This window comes from Corynebacterium sp. p3-SID1761, from assembly GCF_055862885.1.
Window position 1 is genome coordinate 291639 of sequence record NZ_JBSQBJ010000001.1, and the last position, 17321, is coordinate 308959.

16 protein-coding genes and 1 tRNA gene are annotated in these 17321 nt (G+C 59.6%); 9 read left to right on the top strand and 8 right to left on the bottom strand.

The window, feature by feature from the left end; translation table 11 throughout:
- Window positions 1–128 precede the first annotated feature (128 nt).
- Window positions 129–2939 carry an aconitate hydratase AcnA gene (gene acnA, locus ACWXWJ_RS01310; protein ID WP_473963299.1) on the bottom strand — a complete coding sequence of 937 codons (2811 nt, stop codon included), beginning with the start codon at window positions 2937–2939 and terminating at the stop codon, window positions 129–131.
- Between the two features lie 249 nt (window positions 2940–3188).
- On the opposite strand from acnA, the gene ACWXWJ_RS01315 reads away from it, so the two are divergent.
- Window positions 3189–3716, top strand: coding sequence for an Rv1476 family membrane protein (locus ACWXWJ_RS01315; protein ID WP_473963300.1), 528 nt, complete (start codon window positions 3189–3191; stop codon window positions 3714–3716).
- 401 nt (window positions 3717–4117) lie between these two features.
- Entirely contained in the window at window positions 4118–6019 is a 1902-nt protein-coding gene (locus tag ACWXWJ_RS01320) for a DIP1281 family NlpC/P60 protein (protein WP_473963301.1), read from the top strand.
- 6 nt (window positions 6020–6025) lie between these two features.
- Here the strand turns inward: ACWXWJ_RS01320 and ACWXWJ_RS01325 are convergent, their stop codons facing one another.
- Window positions 6026–6802: a hypothetical protein gene (locus ACWXWJ_RS01325; RefSeq protein ID WP_473963302.1), complete on the bottom strand. Its 777-nt coding sequence runs from the start codon at window positions 6800–6802 to the stop codon at window positions 6026–6028.
- 25 nt (window positions 6803–6827) lie between these two features.
- Here ACWXWJ_RS01325 and ACWXWJ_RS01330 point away from each other — a divergent pair, with 25 nt between their 5' ends.
- The 3 genes from ACWXWJ_RS01330 to ACWXWJ_RS01340 are packed head-to-tail and all read left to right on the top strand — an operon-like array spanning window position 6828 to window position 9314.
- Window positions 6828–7658 carry a DUF3097 domain-containing protein gene (locus tag ACWXWJ_RS01330; RefSeq protein WP_473963303.1) on the top strand — a complete coding sequence of 277 codons (831 nt, stop codon included), beginning with the start codon at window positions 6828–6830 and terminating at the stop codon, window positions 7656–7658.
- Window positions 7659–7680: 22 nt separating this feature from the next.
- A complete protein-coding gene (locus ACWXWJ_RS01335) occupies window positions 7681–8121 on the top strand; it encodes an NfeD family protein (RefSeq protein ID WP_473963304.1) in 441 nt (146 codons plus the stop codon).
- A 17-nt stretch (window positions 8122–8138) separates the two neighbouring features.
- The gene (locus ACWXWJ_RS01340) at window positions 8139–9314 is read left to right on the top strand and encodes an SPFH domain-containing protein (RefSeq protein WP_293791237.1); all 1176 of its coding nucleotides are present in this window, start codon (window positions 8139–8141) and stop codon (window positions 9312–9314) included.
- Here the strand turns inward: ACWXWJ_RS01340 and ACWXWJ_RS01345 are convergent.
- The 3 genes from ACWXWJ_RS01345 to ACWXWJ_RS01355 form a co-directional block, all read right to left on the bottom strand.
- The gene (locus tag ACWXWJ_RS01345; RefSeq protein ID WP_448307683.1) at window positions 9311–9931 is read right to left on the bottom strand and encodes a DNA-binding protein; all 621 of its coding nucleotides are present in this window, start codon (window positions 9929–9931) and stop codon (window positions 9311–9313) included. The two genes, ACWXWJ_RS01340 and ACWXWJ_RS01345, sit on opposite strands and share 4 nt — an antisense overlap.
- Before the next feature lie 5 nt (window positions 9932–9936).
- Window positions 9937–10554 (bottom strand): TVP38/TMEM64 family protein, encoded by a 618-nt coding sequence (locus tag ACWXWJ_RS01350; RefSeq protein WP_473963305.1) that lies wholly within the window; start codon window positions 10552–10554, stop codon window positions 9937–9939.
- 100 nt (window positions 10555–10654) lie between these two features.
- Window positions 10655–10740, bottom strand: a tRNA-Leu gene (locus ACWXWJ_RS01355).
- Between the two features lie 151 nt (window positions 10741–10891).
- Between ACWXWJ_RS01355 and ACWXWJ_RS01360 the strand changes: the two genes are divergently transcribed.
- Window positions 10892–11449 (top strand): YbhB/YbcL family Raf kinase inhibitor-like protein, encoded by a 558-nt coding sequence (locus tag ACWXWJ_RS01360; protein ID WP_293791234.1) that lies wholly within the window; start codon window positions 10892–10894, stop codon window positions 11447–11449.
- Here the strand turns inward: ACWXWJ_RS01360 and ACWXWJ_RS01365 are convergent.
- Together ACWXWJ_RS01365 and ACWXWJ_RS01370 are read right to left on the bottom strand one after the other, a co-directional pair.
- Window positions 11446–12549 (bottom strand): quinone-dependent dihydroorotate dehydrogenase, encoded by a 1104-nt coding sequence (locus ACWXWJ_RS01365; protein ID WP_293791233.1) that lies wholly within the window; start codon window positions 12547–12549, stop codon window positions 11446–11448. The genes ACWXWJ_RS01360 and ACWXWJ_RS01365 overlap by 4 nt on opposite strands.
- 27 nt (window positions 12550–12576) lie before the next feature.
- Window positions 12577–13695, bottom strand: coding sequence for a hypothetical protein (locus ACWXWJ_RS01370; RefSeq protein ID WP_473963306.1), 1119 nt, complete (start codon window positions 13693–13695; stop codon window positions 12577–12579).
- Between the two features lie 70 nt (window positions 13696–13765).
- On the opposite strand from ACWXWJ_RS01370, the gene ACWXWJ_RS01375 reads away from it, so the two are divergent.
- Genes ACWXWJ_RS01375 through ACWXWJ_RS01385 form a run of 3 tightly spaced genes read left to right on the top strand, consistent with a single transcriptional unit; the run spans window position 13766 to window position 16398 of the window.
- Window positions 13766–14638 (top strand): undecaprenyl-diphosphate phosphatase, encoded by an 873-nt coding sequence (locus ACWXWJ_RS01375; RefSeq protein ID WP_448307686.1) that lies wholly within the window; start codon window positions 13766–13768, stop codon window positions 14636–14638.
- Window positions 14639–14649: 11 nt separating this feature from the next.
- On the top strand, window positions 14650–15897 hold the full coding sequence (mshC, locus tag ACWXWJ_RS01380) for a cysteine--1-D-myo-inosityl 2-amino-2-deoxy-alpha-D-glucopyranoside ligase (protein ID WP_473963307.1): 1248 nt from the start codon (window positions 14650–14652) through the stop codon (window positions 15895–15897).
- Window positions 15898–15921: 24 nt separating this feature from the next.
- On the top strand, window positions 15922–16398 hold the full coding sequence (locus tag ACWXWJ_RS01385; RefSeq protein WP_293791229.1) for a hypothetical protein: 477 nt from the start codon (window positions 15922–15924) through the stop codon (window positions 16396–16398).
- On the opposite strand, the gene ACWXWJ_RS01390 is transcribed toward ACWXWJ_RS01385, so the two are convergent.
- The gene (locus tag ACWXWJ_RS01390) at window positions 16395–17240 is read right to left on the bottom strand and encodes a thioesterase family protein (RefSeq protein ID WP_293791228.1); all 846 of its coding nucleotides are present in this window, start codon (window positions 17238–17240) and stop codon (window positions 16395–16397) included. The genes ACWXWJ_RS01385 and ACWXWJ_RS01390 overlap by 4 nt on opposite strands.
- Window positions 17241–17321 lie beyond the last annotated feature (81 nt).

A 17321-nucleotide genomic window follows, 5' to 3' on the forward strand; every position in this document is an offset into this window, starting at 1 on the left:
GGTTTAACCTTCTGTGGGAGTAAAAGCAAAAGGGGCGGTGACCAACGCTGGTCTTCCCGCTAGGGAAGAGGCGCTATGGTCACCGCCCTGTCATGACTATCGCCACGGCGCGTAAGGTTTTTAAGTCCTTACTTGTCGGACATCATGTTGCGCAGAACGAACTGCAGGATGCCGCCGTTTCGGTAGTAGTCTGCCTCACCGGGGGTATCGATGCGGGTGACGGCATCGAACTCAATCTTCTCGCCGTTTTCCTTGGTGGCAGTTACCTTGACGGTCTTCGGTGTGGAGCCGTTGTTGAGCTCCTCGATGCCCTCGATGTCGAAGGTCTCGGTGCCCTCGATACCCAGGGACTTCCAGGACTCGCCCTCCGGGAACTGCAGCGGAACAACGCCCATGCCGATCAGGTTGGAGCGGTGGATACGCTCGAAGGACTCGGCGATGACGGCCTTAACGCCCAGCAGCAGGGTGCCCTTAGCAGCCCAGTCACGGGAGGAGCCGGTGCCGTATTCCTTACCACCCAGAACAACCAGCGGGGTGTTTTCCTTCTGGTAGTTCATTGCAGCGTCGTAGATGAAGGACTGCGGGCCACCCTCCTGGGTGAAGTCGCGGGTGTAACCGCCGCTTACGCCGTCCAGCAGCTGGTTCTGCAGGCGGATGTTGGCGAAGGTACCGCGAACCATGACCTCGTGGTTACCACGACGTGCGCCCAGGGAGTTGTAGTCCTTGCGCTCCACACCATTGGCATCCAGGTACTGCGCGGCCGGCGTGCCGGGCTTAATGGTGGATGCGGGGGAGATGTGGTCGGTGGTCACGGAGTCGCCCAGCAGAGCCAGAACGCGTGCACCCTTGACGTCGTTGACAGCCTCCGGCACCTTGCTCATGCCGTCGAAGTACGGAGCCTTGCGGATGTAGGTGGAGTTCGGATCCCAAGCGAAGGTCTTGCCGGACGGAGCCTCCAGGGAGCGCCAGCGCTCGTCACCCTCGAAGACATTTGCGTAGTCCTCGGTGTACAGGTCCTTGGTGATGGAGGAAGCGATGACATCCTCGATGTCCTGGGTGGACGGCCAGATGTCCTTCAGGAAGACATCGTTGCCATCCTGATCCTGGCCGAGCGGCTGGGTCTCGAAATCGAAGTCCATCGTACCGGCGATGGCGTATGCGATAACCAGGATCGGGGAAGCCAAGTAGTTCATCTTGACGTCCGGGTTGATACGACCCTCGAAGTTACGGTTACCGGAGAGCACGGCAGTAGCGGCCAGGTCGCCCTCATTGATGCCTGCGGAGATTTCCTCCGGCAGCGGGCCAGAGTTACCGATACAGGTGGTGCAGCCGTAGCCGACCAGGTAGAAGCCCATAGCCTCCAGGTCCTTCCACAGGCCAGCCTTCTCGTAGTAGCCGTTAACAACCTGGGAGCCCGGAGCCATAGAGGTCTTAACCCACGGAGCAGCCTTTAGGCCCTTAGCAGCGGCGTTGCGAGCCAGCAGACCAGCGCCGACCATGACGGACGGGTTGGAGGTGTTGGTGCAGGAGGTAATGGACGCGATTGCGACCATACCGTGATCCAGCTCCACGTCCTGACCGTTGTAGTTGACGGTGACCGGGTTGGACGGACGACCCTCTGCGCCAGCGGCTGCGGAAACAACATTGCCCTTCGCATCGGCGGCAGAAGCCGGTGCATCAGCGGTCTGAGAGGAGGTGTTCTCGGTAGCCGGGCCTTCTGCATCGAAGTCCGGGGTAGCAGCGGAAGCATCAGCGTCGACGTAGTTGTGCAGATCCTTGCGGAACTGGGACTTGGCGTCGGTCAGCTCGATGCGATCCTGCGGACGCTTCGGGCCAGCGATGGACGGAACAACGGTGGACAGATCCAGCTCGAGGTACTCGGAGTACTCTGCCTCGTTCTCCGGATCCAGCCACATGCCCTGTGCCTTGGCGTATGCCTCGACACGATCCAGGGTCTCCTGGTCGCGACCGGTCAGCTCCAGGTACTTCACGGTCTCTTCGTCGATCGGGAAAATAGCGGCGGTGGAGCCGAACTCCGGAGACATGTTGCCGATGGTTGCGCGGTTAGCCAGCGGCAGCTCAGCAACGCCCTTGCCGTAGAACTCGACGAACTTACCAACTACGCCATGCTGGCGCAGCATATCGGTGATGGTCAGAACGACGTCGGTGGAGGTGACGCCTGCCTGGATCTCGCCGGTCAGCTTGAAGCCGACGACGCGCGGGATCAGCATGGAGATCGGCTGGCCGAGCATTGCAGCCTCAGCCTCGATGCCGCCAACGCCCCAGCCCAGGATGCCCAGGCCGTTTTCCATGGTGGTGTGGGAGTCGGTACCGACACAGGTGTCAGGGTAAGCCAGGCCGTTGTTGTCGAAGACAGAGCGAGCCAGGTACTCGATGTTCACCTGGTGGACGATGCCGGTTCCCGGAGGAACAACGCGGAAGTTCTCGAAGGCGCCGGTGCCCCAACGCAGGAACTTGTAACGCTCGTCGTTGCGCTGGTACTCGATCTCGACGTTCTTCTCCAGAGCGTCTGCATTGCCGAATGCCTCGATAATCACGGAGTGGTCGATGACCATCTCAGCCGGGTTCAGCGGGTTAACGTCGTCAGCCTCGCCGCCCAGAGCCACGACAGCGTCGCGGATGGTTGCCAGGTCAACGATGCAGGCCACGCCGGTGAAGTCCTGCATGATAACGCGGGCCGGGGTGAACTGGATCTCGAAGTTGGGCTCTGCGGAGGGATCCCAGTTGGCGATTGCCTCGATGTGCTCGCGAGTGATGTTCTGGCCATCCTCGTTGCGCAGCAGGTTCTCGCCGAGAACCTTCAGGGAGTAGGGAAGCTTCTCCATTCCCGGCACTGCGCTCAGCGCGAAGTAGTCATAGGACTTCTCGCCGACCTGCAGAGTGCTCTTGGAATCGAAGGAGTTGATGCTTTCAGCCACAGTGAGCTCCTTTAATCTCTTCTTTTAGTCGATATGTGTCGTCGATGTGGTCGCCGCCGCGCACTAGTCAGCTGCACTAATCAGCTAATGCCTTCGACTACTACGCAAGAGGCTCTGCTTACCATTGTGGCAGCATTGTTCCCGCGACGTCACTCAGAATTTTAACAGTACGTTCGTTCTGCTGCGAATCCTGCGATTTTAAGCGTGTCGTCAGCACCCCCACCCCTATTTCGGTGCTAAAACTGCCCCATGACCGATTCGCACGCCCCCTCTCCTTCGGACGACGTCGCACAGCTCATCGCCTCTCTTGATGACGCCTCAGTGTTCGTCGCCGAAGACTTCCCAACCGAGGTGGAGTCTGGATCAGCCGGCCTAACCAAAAGTCTCAATTCGATTGTCGAGGGCGCCAGTGGGGGAGAATCGGCGTCAAAAATAGGAAAGCTAAAGATCGGGTACATCACACAGGACGGCCCGCTTCATAATAGTTTGCGCGACAAGGCACAGAAGGTTCTCGATGGCACGGACGCGGATACCGTCATCCTGAAGTCTCCTGGGCAGGCGGCAGTCGTATCCGAGAACCTCTCGCGCTACGCGATCGAGTCAAATACGAAGATTCTCCGCGAGGCTAATAGTCACCCTGAGGTAACGCAGGACTTCCTCAATCAGGCCACCGGCTTTGAGGCTCCCACAGGGATGGCAAACGTTGGGGTTTTACTTTCGCTCATTATTGCGGCCGTAATCACCTCGTTATGCAAACTCCGCTCACCGCGGAACTAAATAACAGTTTGAAATAGTCAAGCCCGGGGGCTTGACTATCTTTAAGTGCGGATTCAGAAAATCGCAGGGTCAACCCATGTAATGCAACGTGACACGCCTGTGGTTTTCAAAATGTGACACATCTCACACTTGTAACTTCTTCGTTACTATTCGCAGGTCAAGGCAATTGCCGTTACTTATGTGACTGGTGCGGTTAGTGCGAAATATGTTGTAAAAGTTTACGGCCTTGACTCAAGTGCCCTAGGGTTCCGAGTGTCAACTTTTGAAACGAGTTGAACTCGAAGTGACTTTTGAGAATAGCCCGACGGGACCTGTACTGATCGCATGGGGAAGTGCGAACAGCTGGACCGAGGGTTTCGCTCGCTTCAATCCCAGTTGTAAAAACATCAGGAGAATCGATCGTGACACCACGACCTCAAAGCCGTAAGCGCACAGCGTTGGCAGTAGCAGTTACTGCCGGCGTGACGCTGCAATCCACGACTATGGTTGCCCACGCCGATGACAAGCGCACCGTAGAAAGCTTCCTGGCCGACCTCGTCGGTCAGGTCTCACGCGCAAAGTCTCAGGTATCCGATATGGAAACCGAGATGGGCACTCTTCGCGAAGATGCCAACAAAGCTCGCGTGGACCTCACCAATAGCCAAGGAGCGGCGCAGAAGGCACAGGACAAGGTTGTCTCCGCGCGTGACCGTCTGAAGTCCTCCGATTCTGCTGTCTCGAAGGCTCAGGTGAAGCTGAATGACATTGCACGTTCCGCCTATGCTCAGGGCGGCGACGCTTCCGCTGTTAATTTGGCCGCTAGCGGCAGCGATGCGGTGGGCGACACCCTTGATCGATCCTCCTACATTGAGGCTGCGGCGAAGAAGCAAAAGAGCGAGGTAGATCGTCTCGATCTCGCTCGCACGCAGAATGCCAACGAAGAATCGTCGCTGCGCGACTCCCGCAACAAAGCAAACAGCGCAGTTGACGACGCAGTTGAAAAGTACAATACTGCCCGCACCACGCTGAGCGATAGCCAGAAGAAACTCTCCGATAAGCAAGCTGAGTACAAGCGACTGCTCAAGGAGAAGAAGAAGGCAGAGAAGGCGCTGCGCGATGCTCGCGCTGCTGTAGAGACTTTCACCAACCTCCACCCGGATGCTTCCAGCTGGGACAAGCGCAAGGTTGCCGAAAAGGCGGCCGAGAAGTCCGGTGCGAAGGTTGAAGAGAGCTCTGAGAAGGCTCCTGAGTCCGCTGGAACTACTGAGACCACTCAGCCTACTGAGACTACTGAGACCACTCAGCCTTCTGAGGCTACTGAGACTACTGCGGCTACCGAGACCACCGAGAGCACCGAAGCTACTCCAGCTTCGGAAGAAACTGGTGAAGCCAGCAAGACCAACGAACCTGAATCGAAGCCCGCCAGCTCCTCGCTGGGCAACCCAGCAGGCTTGCCCGAGCTTCCAGCCGAGCTGCAAGGTTCCTACGACCTGAACGCTGGCGGCGATAAGCAGCGTCAGGCTGCAATCGACGGCCTGCGCAAGGCTGGTGAATCCGCTCTGATGGCCGGGTTCTCCACCGCACTCGCCGGAAACCCGGATGGAGCATTGTCCGCCGCTGCTGAAGCGGGTCGCACTACCGCAGGTCAAGAGTACGACCGCGCTATGGGTACCGTGAACAACGCAGCAGCCCCCGCAGCTCCTTCTGCTCCTGAGGATCCCGCAGCTCCTCAGGCACCTGCTGCCGCAGGAACTCCGGCAGATCCCAACGCTGAAGAAGCCGAAGCAGGCACTGAAGAGGCTGCAACCCCGGAAACTCCGGAAGCCCCAGCTGCTCCGGAAACTCCAGCTAACCCCGCCGAGGCTATTGCCGACGCTCTGGATCCGAACGCCCCGGACACCTCCGGTAGTGCAGAGGAAAAGATCGAGCGCGTCATCAAGCGTGCCGAAAGCCAGCTGGGGCAGCCCTATGCCTGGGGTGGCGGTAACTTCTACGGGCCAACCAAGGGCATTCGTGACGGTGGCGTGGCTGACGCCCACGGCGACTACAACAAGATCGGCTTCGACTGCTCTGGTTTGATGATGTACGCCTTCTACAGCGTAGGCATCGAGCTTCAGCACTACTCCGGCTACCAGTACACTGCCGGTAAGCAGGTACCGTCTTCGCAGGCAAAGCGCGGAGACATGCTGTTCTGGCCCGGCCACGTCGCCCTGTACCTGGGTGATGGCAAGATGATTGAGGCACCGCAGTCCGGTGATGTCGTCAAGGTATCGGACGTGCGCTGGGGCGGCATGCAGCCCATGGCCGTCCGCATGATCGAGTAAGAAAACCTATCGCAGCAATTCGCGCTGCGCGTAGTCCACAGCCACCATCCGGGCAGTCCTTACTGCCCGGAGCATTGGCATTATATGGGGGTCCAGGCTCGCGCCCACAGCCGAACGCTTCGTAACTTCCACAATCGCCGCCACATGGTCAGCCCTGGCCATCAATTTGGCCGCCCGATTCGGCACTCCCGGCGGCATCCCCGGTAATCCAAACGCATCATCGAGCGCTCCAACCGCTAACTCTGCTCGTTGAAAAGCCGCTGCGCCCATCGGCACATGCCCTACAGCTCTCACCAATGCTGTCGCCTTGTCGGCAGCCTCACGCAGCAACTGATCAGCCTCACCAGGAGAATAGACCGGCAAGGGTGGGGTAGGGCCTTCCACCTGATGCCACGACCAACTGACCAAGTGGGCGTCGATAACTTCAGGGCTCAGTACGTGGCTCACTAAGGGGTCGCGATCAGCGACGATAAGTGACGCCCCCTCGACCCCCACCGGTAGGAGCGCCGCGTCGCCGGGGCCGGAGAGCATCAGTTGAATCAGTGGACGCTCGTCCAACCCGATGGGCGCGTCGTTCGTCACTGCACGAACCTGCGCTAACAACTCCACGAGCCCGCCGCCGTCCGGCTCCAAACGATGATGCTTGCCCTGGGTGGCATGGAAGGCGTCGATCACCTCGTCTGCACTGATAATCCCGTGCAACCACCACGCCAACCACAGGGAGGTGTTCTGGACGGGCGACCACAGTTGCGCCCCAAGCCACGTCGGTACCGGATCAGTCATTTTTCCTAGCCTAAGCTGGTTGCCCATGAGCTTCAATTACGGTAATATCTTGCAGGGTCACGCCCGCAACCAAAAACCCAGCTTCCCGCGTGTAACTCCGGAGTTGGGCATGGTGGTGGAAGTGATTGCCGATGATTTCGTCGGTGCGGTAGTGGGCGGGGAAAAGACTGCCGACGGTGACTTCATTCGCTTGGAGGACCGCTATGGAAAGACCCGCCTTTTCAAGCTCCGCGAGGGCGCTTTTCTGCTTGAAGGCAAGCCAATTACCTTGACTCGATTTGTAGATCCCAGGTCGCTCCCTCCGAAGAAGCGAACCTCCAACTCTGGTTCACGGCGCGTGGAAGGCTTGCAAGCGAAGGTGGCGGCACCCTCCCGCATCTGGGTGGAGGGTATCCACGACGCCGCCATCGTCGAACAAGTCTGGGGGCATGATCTGCGCGTGGAAGGTGTGGTTGTGGAGTACTTGGAGGGCCTCGATAACCTTCCTGAACGCCTGGCCGAGTTCCAGCCGTCAGCCACCCGCCGCGTCGGCGTGTTGGCCGATCACCTCGTGGAGGGGACGAAGGAGGCTCGCCTGACCGAGTCCCTGGGACCGCATGTGATGGTAACCGGCCACCCATATATCGATATCTGGGAAGCCGTGAAGCCCGCCAGTGTGGGCATCCGCGCGTGGCCACAGATTCCCCGCGGAATAGATTGGAAGACCGGGGTATGCCAGGAACTGGGGTGGGGCACCCCACAGGATGGCTGGCGTCGTGTAGCCCGTGCAGCTAAGACGTTTCGCGACCTCGATTCGACACTGATCGGGGCAGTGGAACGACTGATCGATTTCGTGACGGTTCCACCAGAGTACTGACCCAACCATTAGGATCGGAAGCATGGGTCCGATCATTTGGTTAATCGCAGCTGGACTCCTCGCCCTAGGGGAGCTTCTGGTAGCTGATATGTCTTTGCTGATGCTCAGTGCGGCTGCGCTGATCACAGCCGGCGTGTCTTTGGCGGGCATTCCCATATGGCTGGAGATTGTCGTTTTCGGCATCGCCTCTCTGACAACTGTCCTGGCGATCCGACCCATTCTGCGCAAGCGCCTCCTCCGCGCTCGTTCGGCTCAAACTTTCGACGTCAACGAGTTGCAGGGCCAAAGGGCCGAAGTCATCGAACCAGTCTCGGACGAAGTGCAGCACGGCGGTATGGTGCGCGTTGCCGGCGAGCTATGGTCGGCGCGATCGGCGAACCCAGGGGATCGCTATACCCAGGGGGAAACGGTGCAAGTGTTAGAAATTGACGGCACGACGGCAGTCGTGTGGAAAAACAACTAGAGAGTGCTTGAAGGCTTATGAACTTTACGATTTTCCTGGTGGTCTTATTGATCATCATCGTGACGCTGGTAGTCAAAATGGTTGCCCTTATCCCGCAGGGCGAGGCGGCCGTTATTGAGCGCTTGGGTACTTATACCCGCACTGTGTCTGGTGGTTTGACGCTCCTAGTCCCCTTTATCGATCGTATTCGCGCCAAGGTCGACACTCGTGAGCAGGTCGTAAGCTTTCCACCGCAGGCTGTAATTACCCAAGATAACCTGACCGTCGCCATCGACACGGTGGTGACCTTCCAGATCAACGATCCGGCTCGCGCCATTTACGGCGTGAACAACTACATCGTGGGCGTGGAACAGATTTCCGTGGCTACCCTGCGTGATGTGGTTGGCGGCATGACCCTGGAGGAAACCCTGACCTCCCGCGAGGTCATCAATCGCCGCCTGCGCGGCGAGCTCGACGCAGCCACCACGAAATGGGGTCTGCGCATTTCCCGCGTTGAACTAAAAGCCATCGATCCGCCGGCATCCATCCAGCAGTCGATGGAGATGCAGATGAAGGCTGACCGCGAAAAGCGCGCCATGATCCTCACGGCCGAGGGTCGCCGCGAATCGGACATTAAGACGGCCGAGGGTGAAAAGCAGGCACGCATTCTTTCCGCCGAAGGCGAGAAGCACGCACACATCCTGGCAGCCGAGGCTGAGCGCCAAGCCGCAATCCTGCGTGCCGAAGGTAACCGTGCAGCCCGGTACCTCGAGGCACAGGGCGAAGCCAAGGCAATTCAGAAGGTCAATGCTGCCATCAAGTCCGCTCAAGTAACTCCGGAGGTTCTGGCCTACCAGTACCTGGAAAAGCTACCGGAAATGGCGAAGGGCTCGGCCAACAAGACCTGGATGATCCCAATGCAATTCGGCGACTCCCTCGAGCAATTCGCCAAGGCGCTGGCTAAGAAGGACGACGAGGGCGTGTTCCGCTACGAACCGAAGCCTGTGGATGACGCCACTCGCGAGCAGGCCAACGAGTCGAGCTCCTCGGATTGGTTCAACACTGCTTCTTCGCCGGAGATTGCCGAGGCCGTGGCCGCTGCCAACGCCGTGGCAAATAAGCCTGTGGATCCGGTCGATGAGCCACCGGCTTCTACCCCCGAGCAGCAGCACCCTACCGGCGATTACCCCAATAATCCCTACAACCAGGGCTAATTTCTTAGCTCATCGGCCCTGGCCAGCATGTGCACCGCCAAAGTCCAGCCGGCCTGTTCCGCATGCCACCCGGCGGCGGCCAGCCGCTGGCTCATGGCCTGCTTGCTAATTCCCACAATCTCCGCGGCCTCGGCCTGCAAATGACCAGCGCGCAGCAGGGCAGTGGCCTCCCGGCCTTCCTTGGTACGTCGCGCCAATACGTGCGCCAAAAGGGTGAAAGCCGCCGCGATATCCTGGGCCACTTCCGCAGCCAATCCTGGTGCTATAACTCCTCCCGGCCCAGGTTTTTCAATCCGTACCGAGACTGCGCCTGCGCGCTGAGAGCGCTGAACCGCGCGCGTCGCGGCGCCTATAGCTTCGGCAGCGGAGGACGGGGCGTCACCATCTACATCCGACACCACCGTGCCAATGCCGAGCGCGAAGTCACCCGCCTGCAGTAAAGAGAGCACCAATCCACCAGCCTCATCGGGGCCGGGCGCAATACAGACGAAGTCGTCAATGCCCTTCATCTCCACGGAATCAACCATCGAGGACTGCTCCAGCGCCGCAGCGACATCACGTACATATTCCCCACGACGCTGAGAGCGGCCCCTATACGCGGCATACACGGCAAACATAACTATTAATTTACTTCATTAGCTTTGCTGACTTTGCTGAGGTGTCGCCAGAGCCGAATCTCGTTGGCTGCCAGGGCAAAACCAACACAGACCACAACAAAACTCACGAGCAGAATCCAGGGTCGGCCACCCGTTGCCAGAGCATCAGAGGCCATAGCCGTGGCGATCGTATTCGGAGCCGATCCCACAACCGTCGCAGCGAGGTACGGGGCGAAAGGTATAAGGCTAAGTCCGCAGGCGTAGTTAAGAAGCGAAAAGGGGATCGGAGGGACCATGCGCAGGCCCAAAACAGCAATCCAACCGCGCTCGGCGATACGCTCCTGCAGCAGCTGAATGCGCTTATCGCTGCGGGTTTTCTTCTCCACCCAGGTGCCTCCCACTGCACGCACCAGAAATAGCGACAGCGCACCAGAGATGCCTACGCCCGTTAATGCCAGAATGGAACCCCAGAGGGGGCCGAACATCACACCGGCAGCGATAGTCCACATCGTGCGGGGTAGTGGCAGCTGTGTAAAGCCGACCATAAGCAGCAGGTAGGTCAACGGAGCCCAAGGGCCGGTAGACGCCACCCAAGCTCGGATATCGCTGACGGCAGGCTTTGGAACCAAATAAACGAAGGCCACCAGAAGAATGGGTACGAGAACGCTTAGAAAGCGATACCGTAGCTTCAACCCCCACCACGCGCTGAAGGCGCTGGCTACAAAGCGTGGGATTTTCATGTTGTGTCCGGAGGGGGACTTGAACCCCCACGTCCGTTAATAGGACACTAGCACCTCAAGCTAGCGCGTCTGCCATTCCGCCACCCGGACAAGGTTAGGCGCTCACCACATGTGTGGTAGCAACTCCCGTCACTTTAATGCCAAGGGCGGGATTTACACAAATACGCAGGTCAGAACGAGATAGTTGTGTTGGAATAAGCACTTTAGTGCACCCGCGAGAAGCTTTGACTAGCGTGGGGCTATGTCCGATAACAATGCACAACACCAGCCCACCTACATCGATGATCGGTTCCCCGGCCCCGATCCCTACGCGCCGCTGACGGATCTGCCGCCGTTGCAGGTGACCAGCGAAACCTTTGCTGACGGCGATCGCCTGCCGGAGGATCAACTGGGCGGCAACGATGTTTCGCCCCAGCTGAGCTGGTCTAAGGGGCCAGAGGGCACCAAGACGTACGCGGTGACCTGTTTTGATCCCGACGCCCCTACGGCCAGTGGCTTCTGGCACTGGGCAGTCTTTAATATTCCAGCGGATGTCACCTCCCTGCCTCTCGGCGCAGGGGACGCAGACCTCAGTGGCCTACCAGAAGGAGCAGTGGCGCTACGCGGCGATTCCCGATCCTGGGGTTACTACGGTGCTAACCCGCCGGCGGGTCATGGTCCGCACCGCTACCTATTCGCGGTCCACGCAGTGGGCGAGGAGCTGGACATCGACGACCGTCAGACCTGTACCGTCCTCGGTTTTAACCTGAACTTTAAGGCCACCGCTCGTGGCATTCTGTGGGGCTGGGCCGAAAACTAGGCTTCCTTCCACGGCAACTCGCTGCCCACGGCCTCTGCAATGTTCTGCAGGCCGTGGGCTTTAAGCTGCGCGGCAAGGCCCAGGTGAATCTCGCGGATCCAATCCGGCCCACCGTAGATGAACGGCGTATACCCCTGGATCAGGCTTGCGCCGGCGCAGATCCGCTCCCATGCTGCACGCGGAGAGTCGATTCCGCCCACGCCGATTAGCACTAGTTTTCCGTCGGCTCGCGCTGCTAAGCGGCGCAAGACCTCTAGTGCGCGGGCCGCCACTGGCGCACCGGAGATACCGCCAGCTCCCATGGCCTGCACCTCATGCGCTGGGGTTTGCAGCCCCTCGCGGCTAATGGTGGTGTTCGTCGCGATCAACCCGGTCACTCCCATTTCGATCGCCAGGTCGCAGACCTTGTCGATATCCTCGTCGCTGAGGTCTGGGGCGATCTTTACGAACAAAGGTTTGGAGCTTTCCTCCTGTACAGCGCGGATGATGGGCCGCAGTGATTCCACGGCCTGTAGATCCCGCAAACCCGGGGTGTTGGGGGAGGAGACGTTGATGACCAAGTAGTCGGCCACCCCACCGATAGCTTTAGCGGACTCACGGTAGTCGCGATCCGCAAGTTCGGCGGCCACGATCTTGGACTTACCCAGGTTCGCGCCCACCGGAATGTCGGTGTTGCGCTTCTGTAGGCGCATGGCCGCGGCACGAGACCCCTCATTGTTGAACCCCATTCGGTTGAGGATTGCCTTGTCCGCCGGAAGTCGGAACAGGCGTGGGGTAGGATTACCCGGCTGCGCCAATGCGGTAACGGTGCCGATCTCTGCGAAGCCGAAGCCCAGCGGCCCCCACGCGTTGACTTCCTTGGCGTCCTTGTCGAAGCCCGCGGCTAGGCCAAGCGGCCGGGGGAAATTCAACCCGGCAATCTTCTGACTCAGCGATTCATCGTGCACGACTAGCGTCCCATCGAGTGCCGACAGCGCCGTCCTGGAGCCGGCCACCTGCTGCAGGCCTCGGGACATCAGCCCATGAATGCGCTCGGGGCGCAGCGTAAACATTCCCTTCAGCGCAGCTTGGTAAGCGCTGTGGCGGATCTTCTTCAACATTGTGTGCTCCTCTTTTTCGTCCCGTTTCTAGTCCCGCTTCACCGGATAGTCATCCTTGGCCTGGCTCTTCATCGACTTGAGGTTCTCCTCAATCTCCTTCGCACTGAGGATGTTCACCTTGCCGTTTTCCGCCACAGTCACCAGCGCCCCATTAGCAGCGTCGAAAACCCCGCGAACCTTGCTCTGAGTCTTTACCTGGGCAGCCTTTACTGGCACGCCACTGTCGATGCGATAGGCCTTGACGTCGTTACTACTGGTGGAGGACACCCACGCAAGCTTCCGCTGTGCATCCCATGTGACACCCCAGGGTGTCTTGATCGGAGTGGCCTGGTGTAGACGCACCACATCATTCATGGTGTAGATCAGCAGTTGTCCTTGACGAGCATCGCTGGCCACAACCACACCGTCGTCGCCACGCCCAGAGGCAACCTGCCCCACACCCTGTCCGATACGGAGAGAAGCGTTCAACGAACCATCGTCCACGTCCACATCGTTGATGCTGGTTTGCCCGCGGTCGATCAGTGCCGCGCGCTGGCCACGGTCATGCGGTTTGACCAATACAACCTGGTCCAGGCTGCGGCTCACAATGGCGTTGCCGGTCTCTCCACCCTTGTCATCAAAGAAACGAGCCTTGTCTTCTCCCGCTTTGCCCAGCACGGCCTTGCCATTGTCCAGGAAGGTCACGGTCGTCACCTTGCCTTCTACGTCCAGGTGGCGTTTTTCCTTCCCATCTGCGCCCAGCTCAATGGCCTTATCCTGACAAGCCACAGCCACACCAGTGGCGGAGGAGGAGATGTTGTCACAGGAATCGTCAACGTCTATCTGGCGCGGTTCTGCACTGGGATTTGCGGCGTCAATAAAGTGCACTTTGCCCTTCGTGAGCACCGCCACCGCATTCGCACCCGGTGCGTTCTCGTCGGCAGAAAGGCCAACGCGCGCGGCACCTAGTACCGGGCTCTTCACGTCTACAGAATCACCAGATCCGGGCGCGGAATCAGGTCCATCCTGTGGCTCTGCAGGTTCACCGGCAACCGGCGCGTCCTCGTCCGCGTCATCGGATCCACAGGCGGAAAGGGTTCCCATGGCCAGAGCAGCCACGGCGGTCATACAAAAGGTACGGGTAAAGCGATTGACGTGCACATTCACAAACACCAACGCTACCAGCCCGGCCACGTCACACCGTCAAGGCGGGCCGAAAGGACTAGGCTTTGTCCCCATGACTACAGACATGACTTGGGCGCAGACAATCATTCTGTCGCTCATCCAGGGCCTAACGGAGTTCCTGCCGGTTTCTTCGTCTGGACATCTGCGCATTTTCTCTACCTTGCTGTGGGGCGAGGATGCCGGAGCATCGTTTACCGCTGTCATACAGCTGGGAACTGAGCTGGCGGTGCTGGTGTTCTTCGCCAAGGACATCTGGAATATCGCCAGCGCGTGGTGTCGGGGCATGTGGGAATGGATCACCGACCTTACCGGTAAGCACGGCCGTCGTGAGTTCCGCAGCCAATTCGACTATCGCATGGGCTGGATGGTCATCGTTGGCACCCTGCCCGTGGCTATTCTGGGTTACCTGGGCAAGGACCTCATCCGGGATAACCTACGCAACCTGTGGATCACCGCGACCATGCTCGTGGTTTTCTCCTTCGTGTTCATCCTCGCCGAGCGTATGGGGCGCCGGGAGCGCAGCTTTGGCGAGCTCACCATGCGTGATTCCATCATCATGGGTTTCGCTCAGTGCCTGGCACTAATCCCGGGTGTTTCCCGCTCCGGCGGCACCGTCTCGGCGGGTCTCTTCCTCAACCTCGACCGTGAGGTCGCCACCCGTTACTCTTTCTTGCTCGCCATCCCTGCCGTTCTGGCCTCGGGGCTTTTTTCTCTTCCCGACGCCTTTAGTCCCGATGCCGGTCAGGCCGCCTCGGGCGCCCAGCTGTTCGTGGGCACGGCGATTGCCTTTGCAGTGGGCTATGCGTCTATTGCGTGGCTGCTGAAGTTCGTGGCCCACCACTCCTTTGCCTGGTTTGCACTGTGGCGTATCCCGCTAGGCCTGGCCGTAATGGGTCTACTCGCATTCGGCGTGCTGCAAGCTTAGAATCGATTCCCATGCACTCTTGGCCGGAACCGGAAGTCCCACAGCTGCCGGGCGCAGCCCCACAGCTTCGCCTGTATGACACTGCCGACGATGCTCTCAAGCCCGTCGACCTCTCCGGAGACGAGGTAGGTATGTATGTGTGCGGCATCACTCCATACGATTCAACTCATCTGGGGCATGCCGCGACTTATCTCACCTTCGATCTGATTCACCGCTATCTGCGCGCTGCGGGGCACAGCGTGCACTTCGTACAAAACATCACCGACGTGGACGATCCGTTGTTCGAACGCGCTGAACGTGACGGGGTTGACTGGCAGGATCTGGGAAGCAGCCAAATTGACCTGTTCCGCTCCGATATGAAGGATCTAGCCGTCATTCCGCCCCGCGACTATATCGGCGCGATGGAATCCATCGACGAGGTTATCGAGATGGTGGCCAAGCTCCTGGAGGTCGGCGCTGCTTACCAGCTGGAAGATGACGAGTACCCGGACATCTACGCTGACTACACCTTCTTGCCGCAGTTTGGTTACGAGTCACGCTATAACGAGGAGCAGATGGCCGAGTTCTTTGCCGAACGCGGGGGAGACCCGGAACGCCCCGGCAAGCGCCACCCGATGGACGCGCTCCTGTGGCGCGCGCACCGGGAAGGAGAGCCGAAGTGGGATTCGCGCTTTGGCCCCGGACGCCCCGGCTGGCACATAGAATGTTCAGCCATTGCGGTGAATCGTCTGGGCGCACCATTTGCCATCCAGGGCGGTGGCAGCGACCTACGCTTTCCACACCATGAGTTTTCCGCCACCCATGCAGAAGCAGCCCACGAGGTAGAGCGCATGGCGCACCACTATGTACACACCGGCATGATCGGTCTAAACGGGACGAAGATGAGCAAGTCCCTGGGCAACCTCGTTTTTGTTTCCAAGCTCACTGCCGCCGGACACGAACCGGCTGCGATTCGCCTCGGGGTGTACGCGGGCCACTATCGTCAAGACCGCGACTGGACCGGCGATGTGCTGGCACAAGCCGAACATCGGATTGCCCTCTGGCGGCAAGCCCTAGGCACGGGCTCCACCAGCCTGGATGAGGCTCGTGAGCTCGTCGCCACCGTGCGTCGCTGTCTGGCTAATGACCTCGATACCGCAGGCGCATTGGAGGCTCTCGACGACTGGGCAGTGGCAGTTAAGCCGGGCGCGGCAGGGGATGAGGCTGCGGCGTCAGAAATAAAAACCGCTATCGATGCGCTGTTGGGCGTGCGCCTCTAGCGTTTAGAGGGCACACTATCTCTTATGAGCACCACACAGCTGAGCACAGCCACCACCGATGCCCGTGAAGAGTTCATCGACAACCTGCGCCAAATGGCGACGGGAAGTTACCTCCGTGACGAGGATCGCGAATTCTGGGAGGCTCCGTACCCGGAGTCTGCGGTGGACGAAGCCGAGGGAATCATCGACGGTATGCTGCAGGCTGCACAGTCCGTGGCAGCTAGCGACGAGGCAGAGTTGAACAAGATCGCGGCCACCTTGCAGCTGCAAAACACTGAGGACAGTGCGGAGGAGCAGCCCAACGCCACCACTTTGGCGATCACCACTGTCATCACGCAGCACATTTCGAAGCTCAAGGAGCTCTCCGCCCGTCACGAGGACGCGCTGTTAGAGGACGAGGAGATCAAGGATCTGCTCGCCCTGGTCGAGAAGTTGGCCGTGGATCTCGATGCCGATGAGATCTTCGTGGCCAACCAGGCCGAGGCCGTCTGCGAAAGCTAACGCGGCGCCAGCATAATTGCCTGGTTGCAGGTGCCAATGAGCCCCTGTTCGTCATAGATGCGGGTGACCGTCGTACCAATGCCGTCGGTACCATAGTTCGCCTCGGCGCTTAGCCCCAGCCAGTCACCGCGCATCTCATGATGCAGGTAGACGGTGGTATCGACGTTCATGTACGTCCACTTGTCGGTATCCAATAGGTTGTTCAGGCCATTGGCAATGTCCACGGTCTTCATGAGCCGTACCCAGGTGGAATCTTCCTTGCCAGCCACAGCAGGCAGCTGCGTACGCGACCAGTAGATTGCAGGGTTGCGCTTTGCGGCAACCTCCAGCTGGCTGTCGTCCAGGTCTGCCTTACGCACATCGATCGAATCGATATAGCCGCTTGCCCAGCGTTCGAGAAACTCCGTTCCGTCCTCGGCAGCGTGTGGGCCGGGCATGGACTCACCGACGGTGCGCTCAATTTCCGTGGTGTCCCCGCGGCGAATCCACCATCCGGAGCCGCGGATGTACTCGCGGCCCGTGACGTCTGTGACGACTGCCTCGAGGAAGCTGATGCGCTTTCCCGGACGCACCACCCGGGCAGTGGTCTGCAACTCGCCCAGCGGCACGGCGCCAAGGATTTCCACGGTCATGCGGCTGAAGCGGCCTTCCTGCAAAGACAGTCCAGCATCGCGCGCACCGTCCTCCAACACGGTGGCGATGAGTGCCGCAGGAGGGGAGCCGTGTTGAAAGCCCGGCCCCCATGGACTTTCGGTGTGACGGGTGGGGTGATAGTTGCGGTATATCTGGCCACCTTCTTCCTTAGCCTCGCCAGGTATGAAGTAAGCCGACTGCTCGCTCATGCTGTTCCTTTCATAGGTGTGTCCTACGTCACTTACTATCCCATATGGTCGAGGGCGGGCGACGGGTTTGTCCTAAACTGA

Excerpts from the sequence above, each read along its gene's own strand:
- ACWXWJ_RS01315 (WP_473963300.1), top strand. The coding sequence starts at position 3,189 with ATGACCGATTCGCACGCCCCCTCTCCTTCGGACGACGTCGCACAGCTC.
- ACWXWJ_RS01325 (WP_473963302.1), bottom strand. The coding sequence starts at position 6,802 with ATGACTGATCCGGTACCGACGTGGCTTGGGGCGCAACTGTGGTCGCCC.
- ACWXWJ_RS01330 (WP_473963303.1), top strand. The coding sequence starts at position 6,828 with ATGAGCTTCAATTACGGTAATATCTTGCAGGGTCACGCCCGCAACCAA.
- ACWXWJ_RS01335 (WP_473963304.1), top strand. The coding sequence starts at position 7,681 with ATGGGTCCGATCATTTGGTTAATCGCAGCTGGACTCCTCGCCCTAGGG.
- ACWXWJ_RS01340 (WP_293791237.1), top strand. The coding sequence starts at position 8,139 with ATGAACTTTACGATTTTCCTGGTGGTCTTATTGATCATCATCGTGACG.
- ACWXWJ_RS01345 (WP_448307683.1), bottom strand. The coding sequence starts at position 9,931 with ATGTTTGCCGTGTATGCCGCGTATAGGGGCCGCTCTCAGCGTCGTGGG.
- ACWXWJ_RS01360 (WP_293791234.1), top strand. The coding sequence starts at position 10,892 with ATGTCCGATAACAATGCACAACACCAGCCCACCTACATCGATGATCGG.
- ACWXWJ_RS01365 (WP_293791233.1), bottom strand. The coding sequence starts at position 12,549 with ATGTTGAAGAAGATCCGCCACAGCGCTTACCAAGCTGCGCTGAAGGGA.
- ACWXWJ_RS01375 (WP_448307686.1), top strand. The coding sequence starts at position 13,766 with ATGACTACAGACATGACTTGGGCGCAGACAATCATTCTGTCGCTCATC.
- mshC (WP_473963307.1), top strand. The coding sequence starts at position 14,650 with ATGCACTCTTGGCCGGAACCGGAAGTCCCACAGCTGCCGGGCGCAGCC.
- ACWXWJ_RS01385 (WP_293791229.1), top strand. The coding sequence starts at position 15,922 with ATGAGCACCACACAGCTGAGCACAGCCACCACCGATGCCCGTGAAGAG.
- ACWXWJ_RS01390 (WP_293791228.1), bottom strand. The coding sequence starts at position 17,240 with ATGAGCGAGCAGTCGGCTTACTTCATACCTGGCGAGGCTAAGGAAGAA.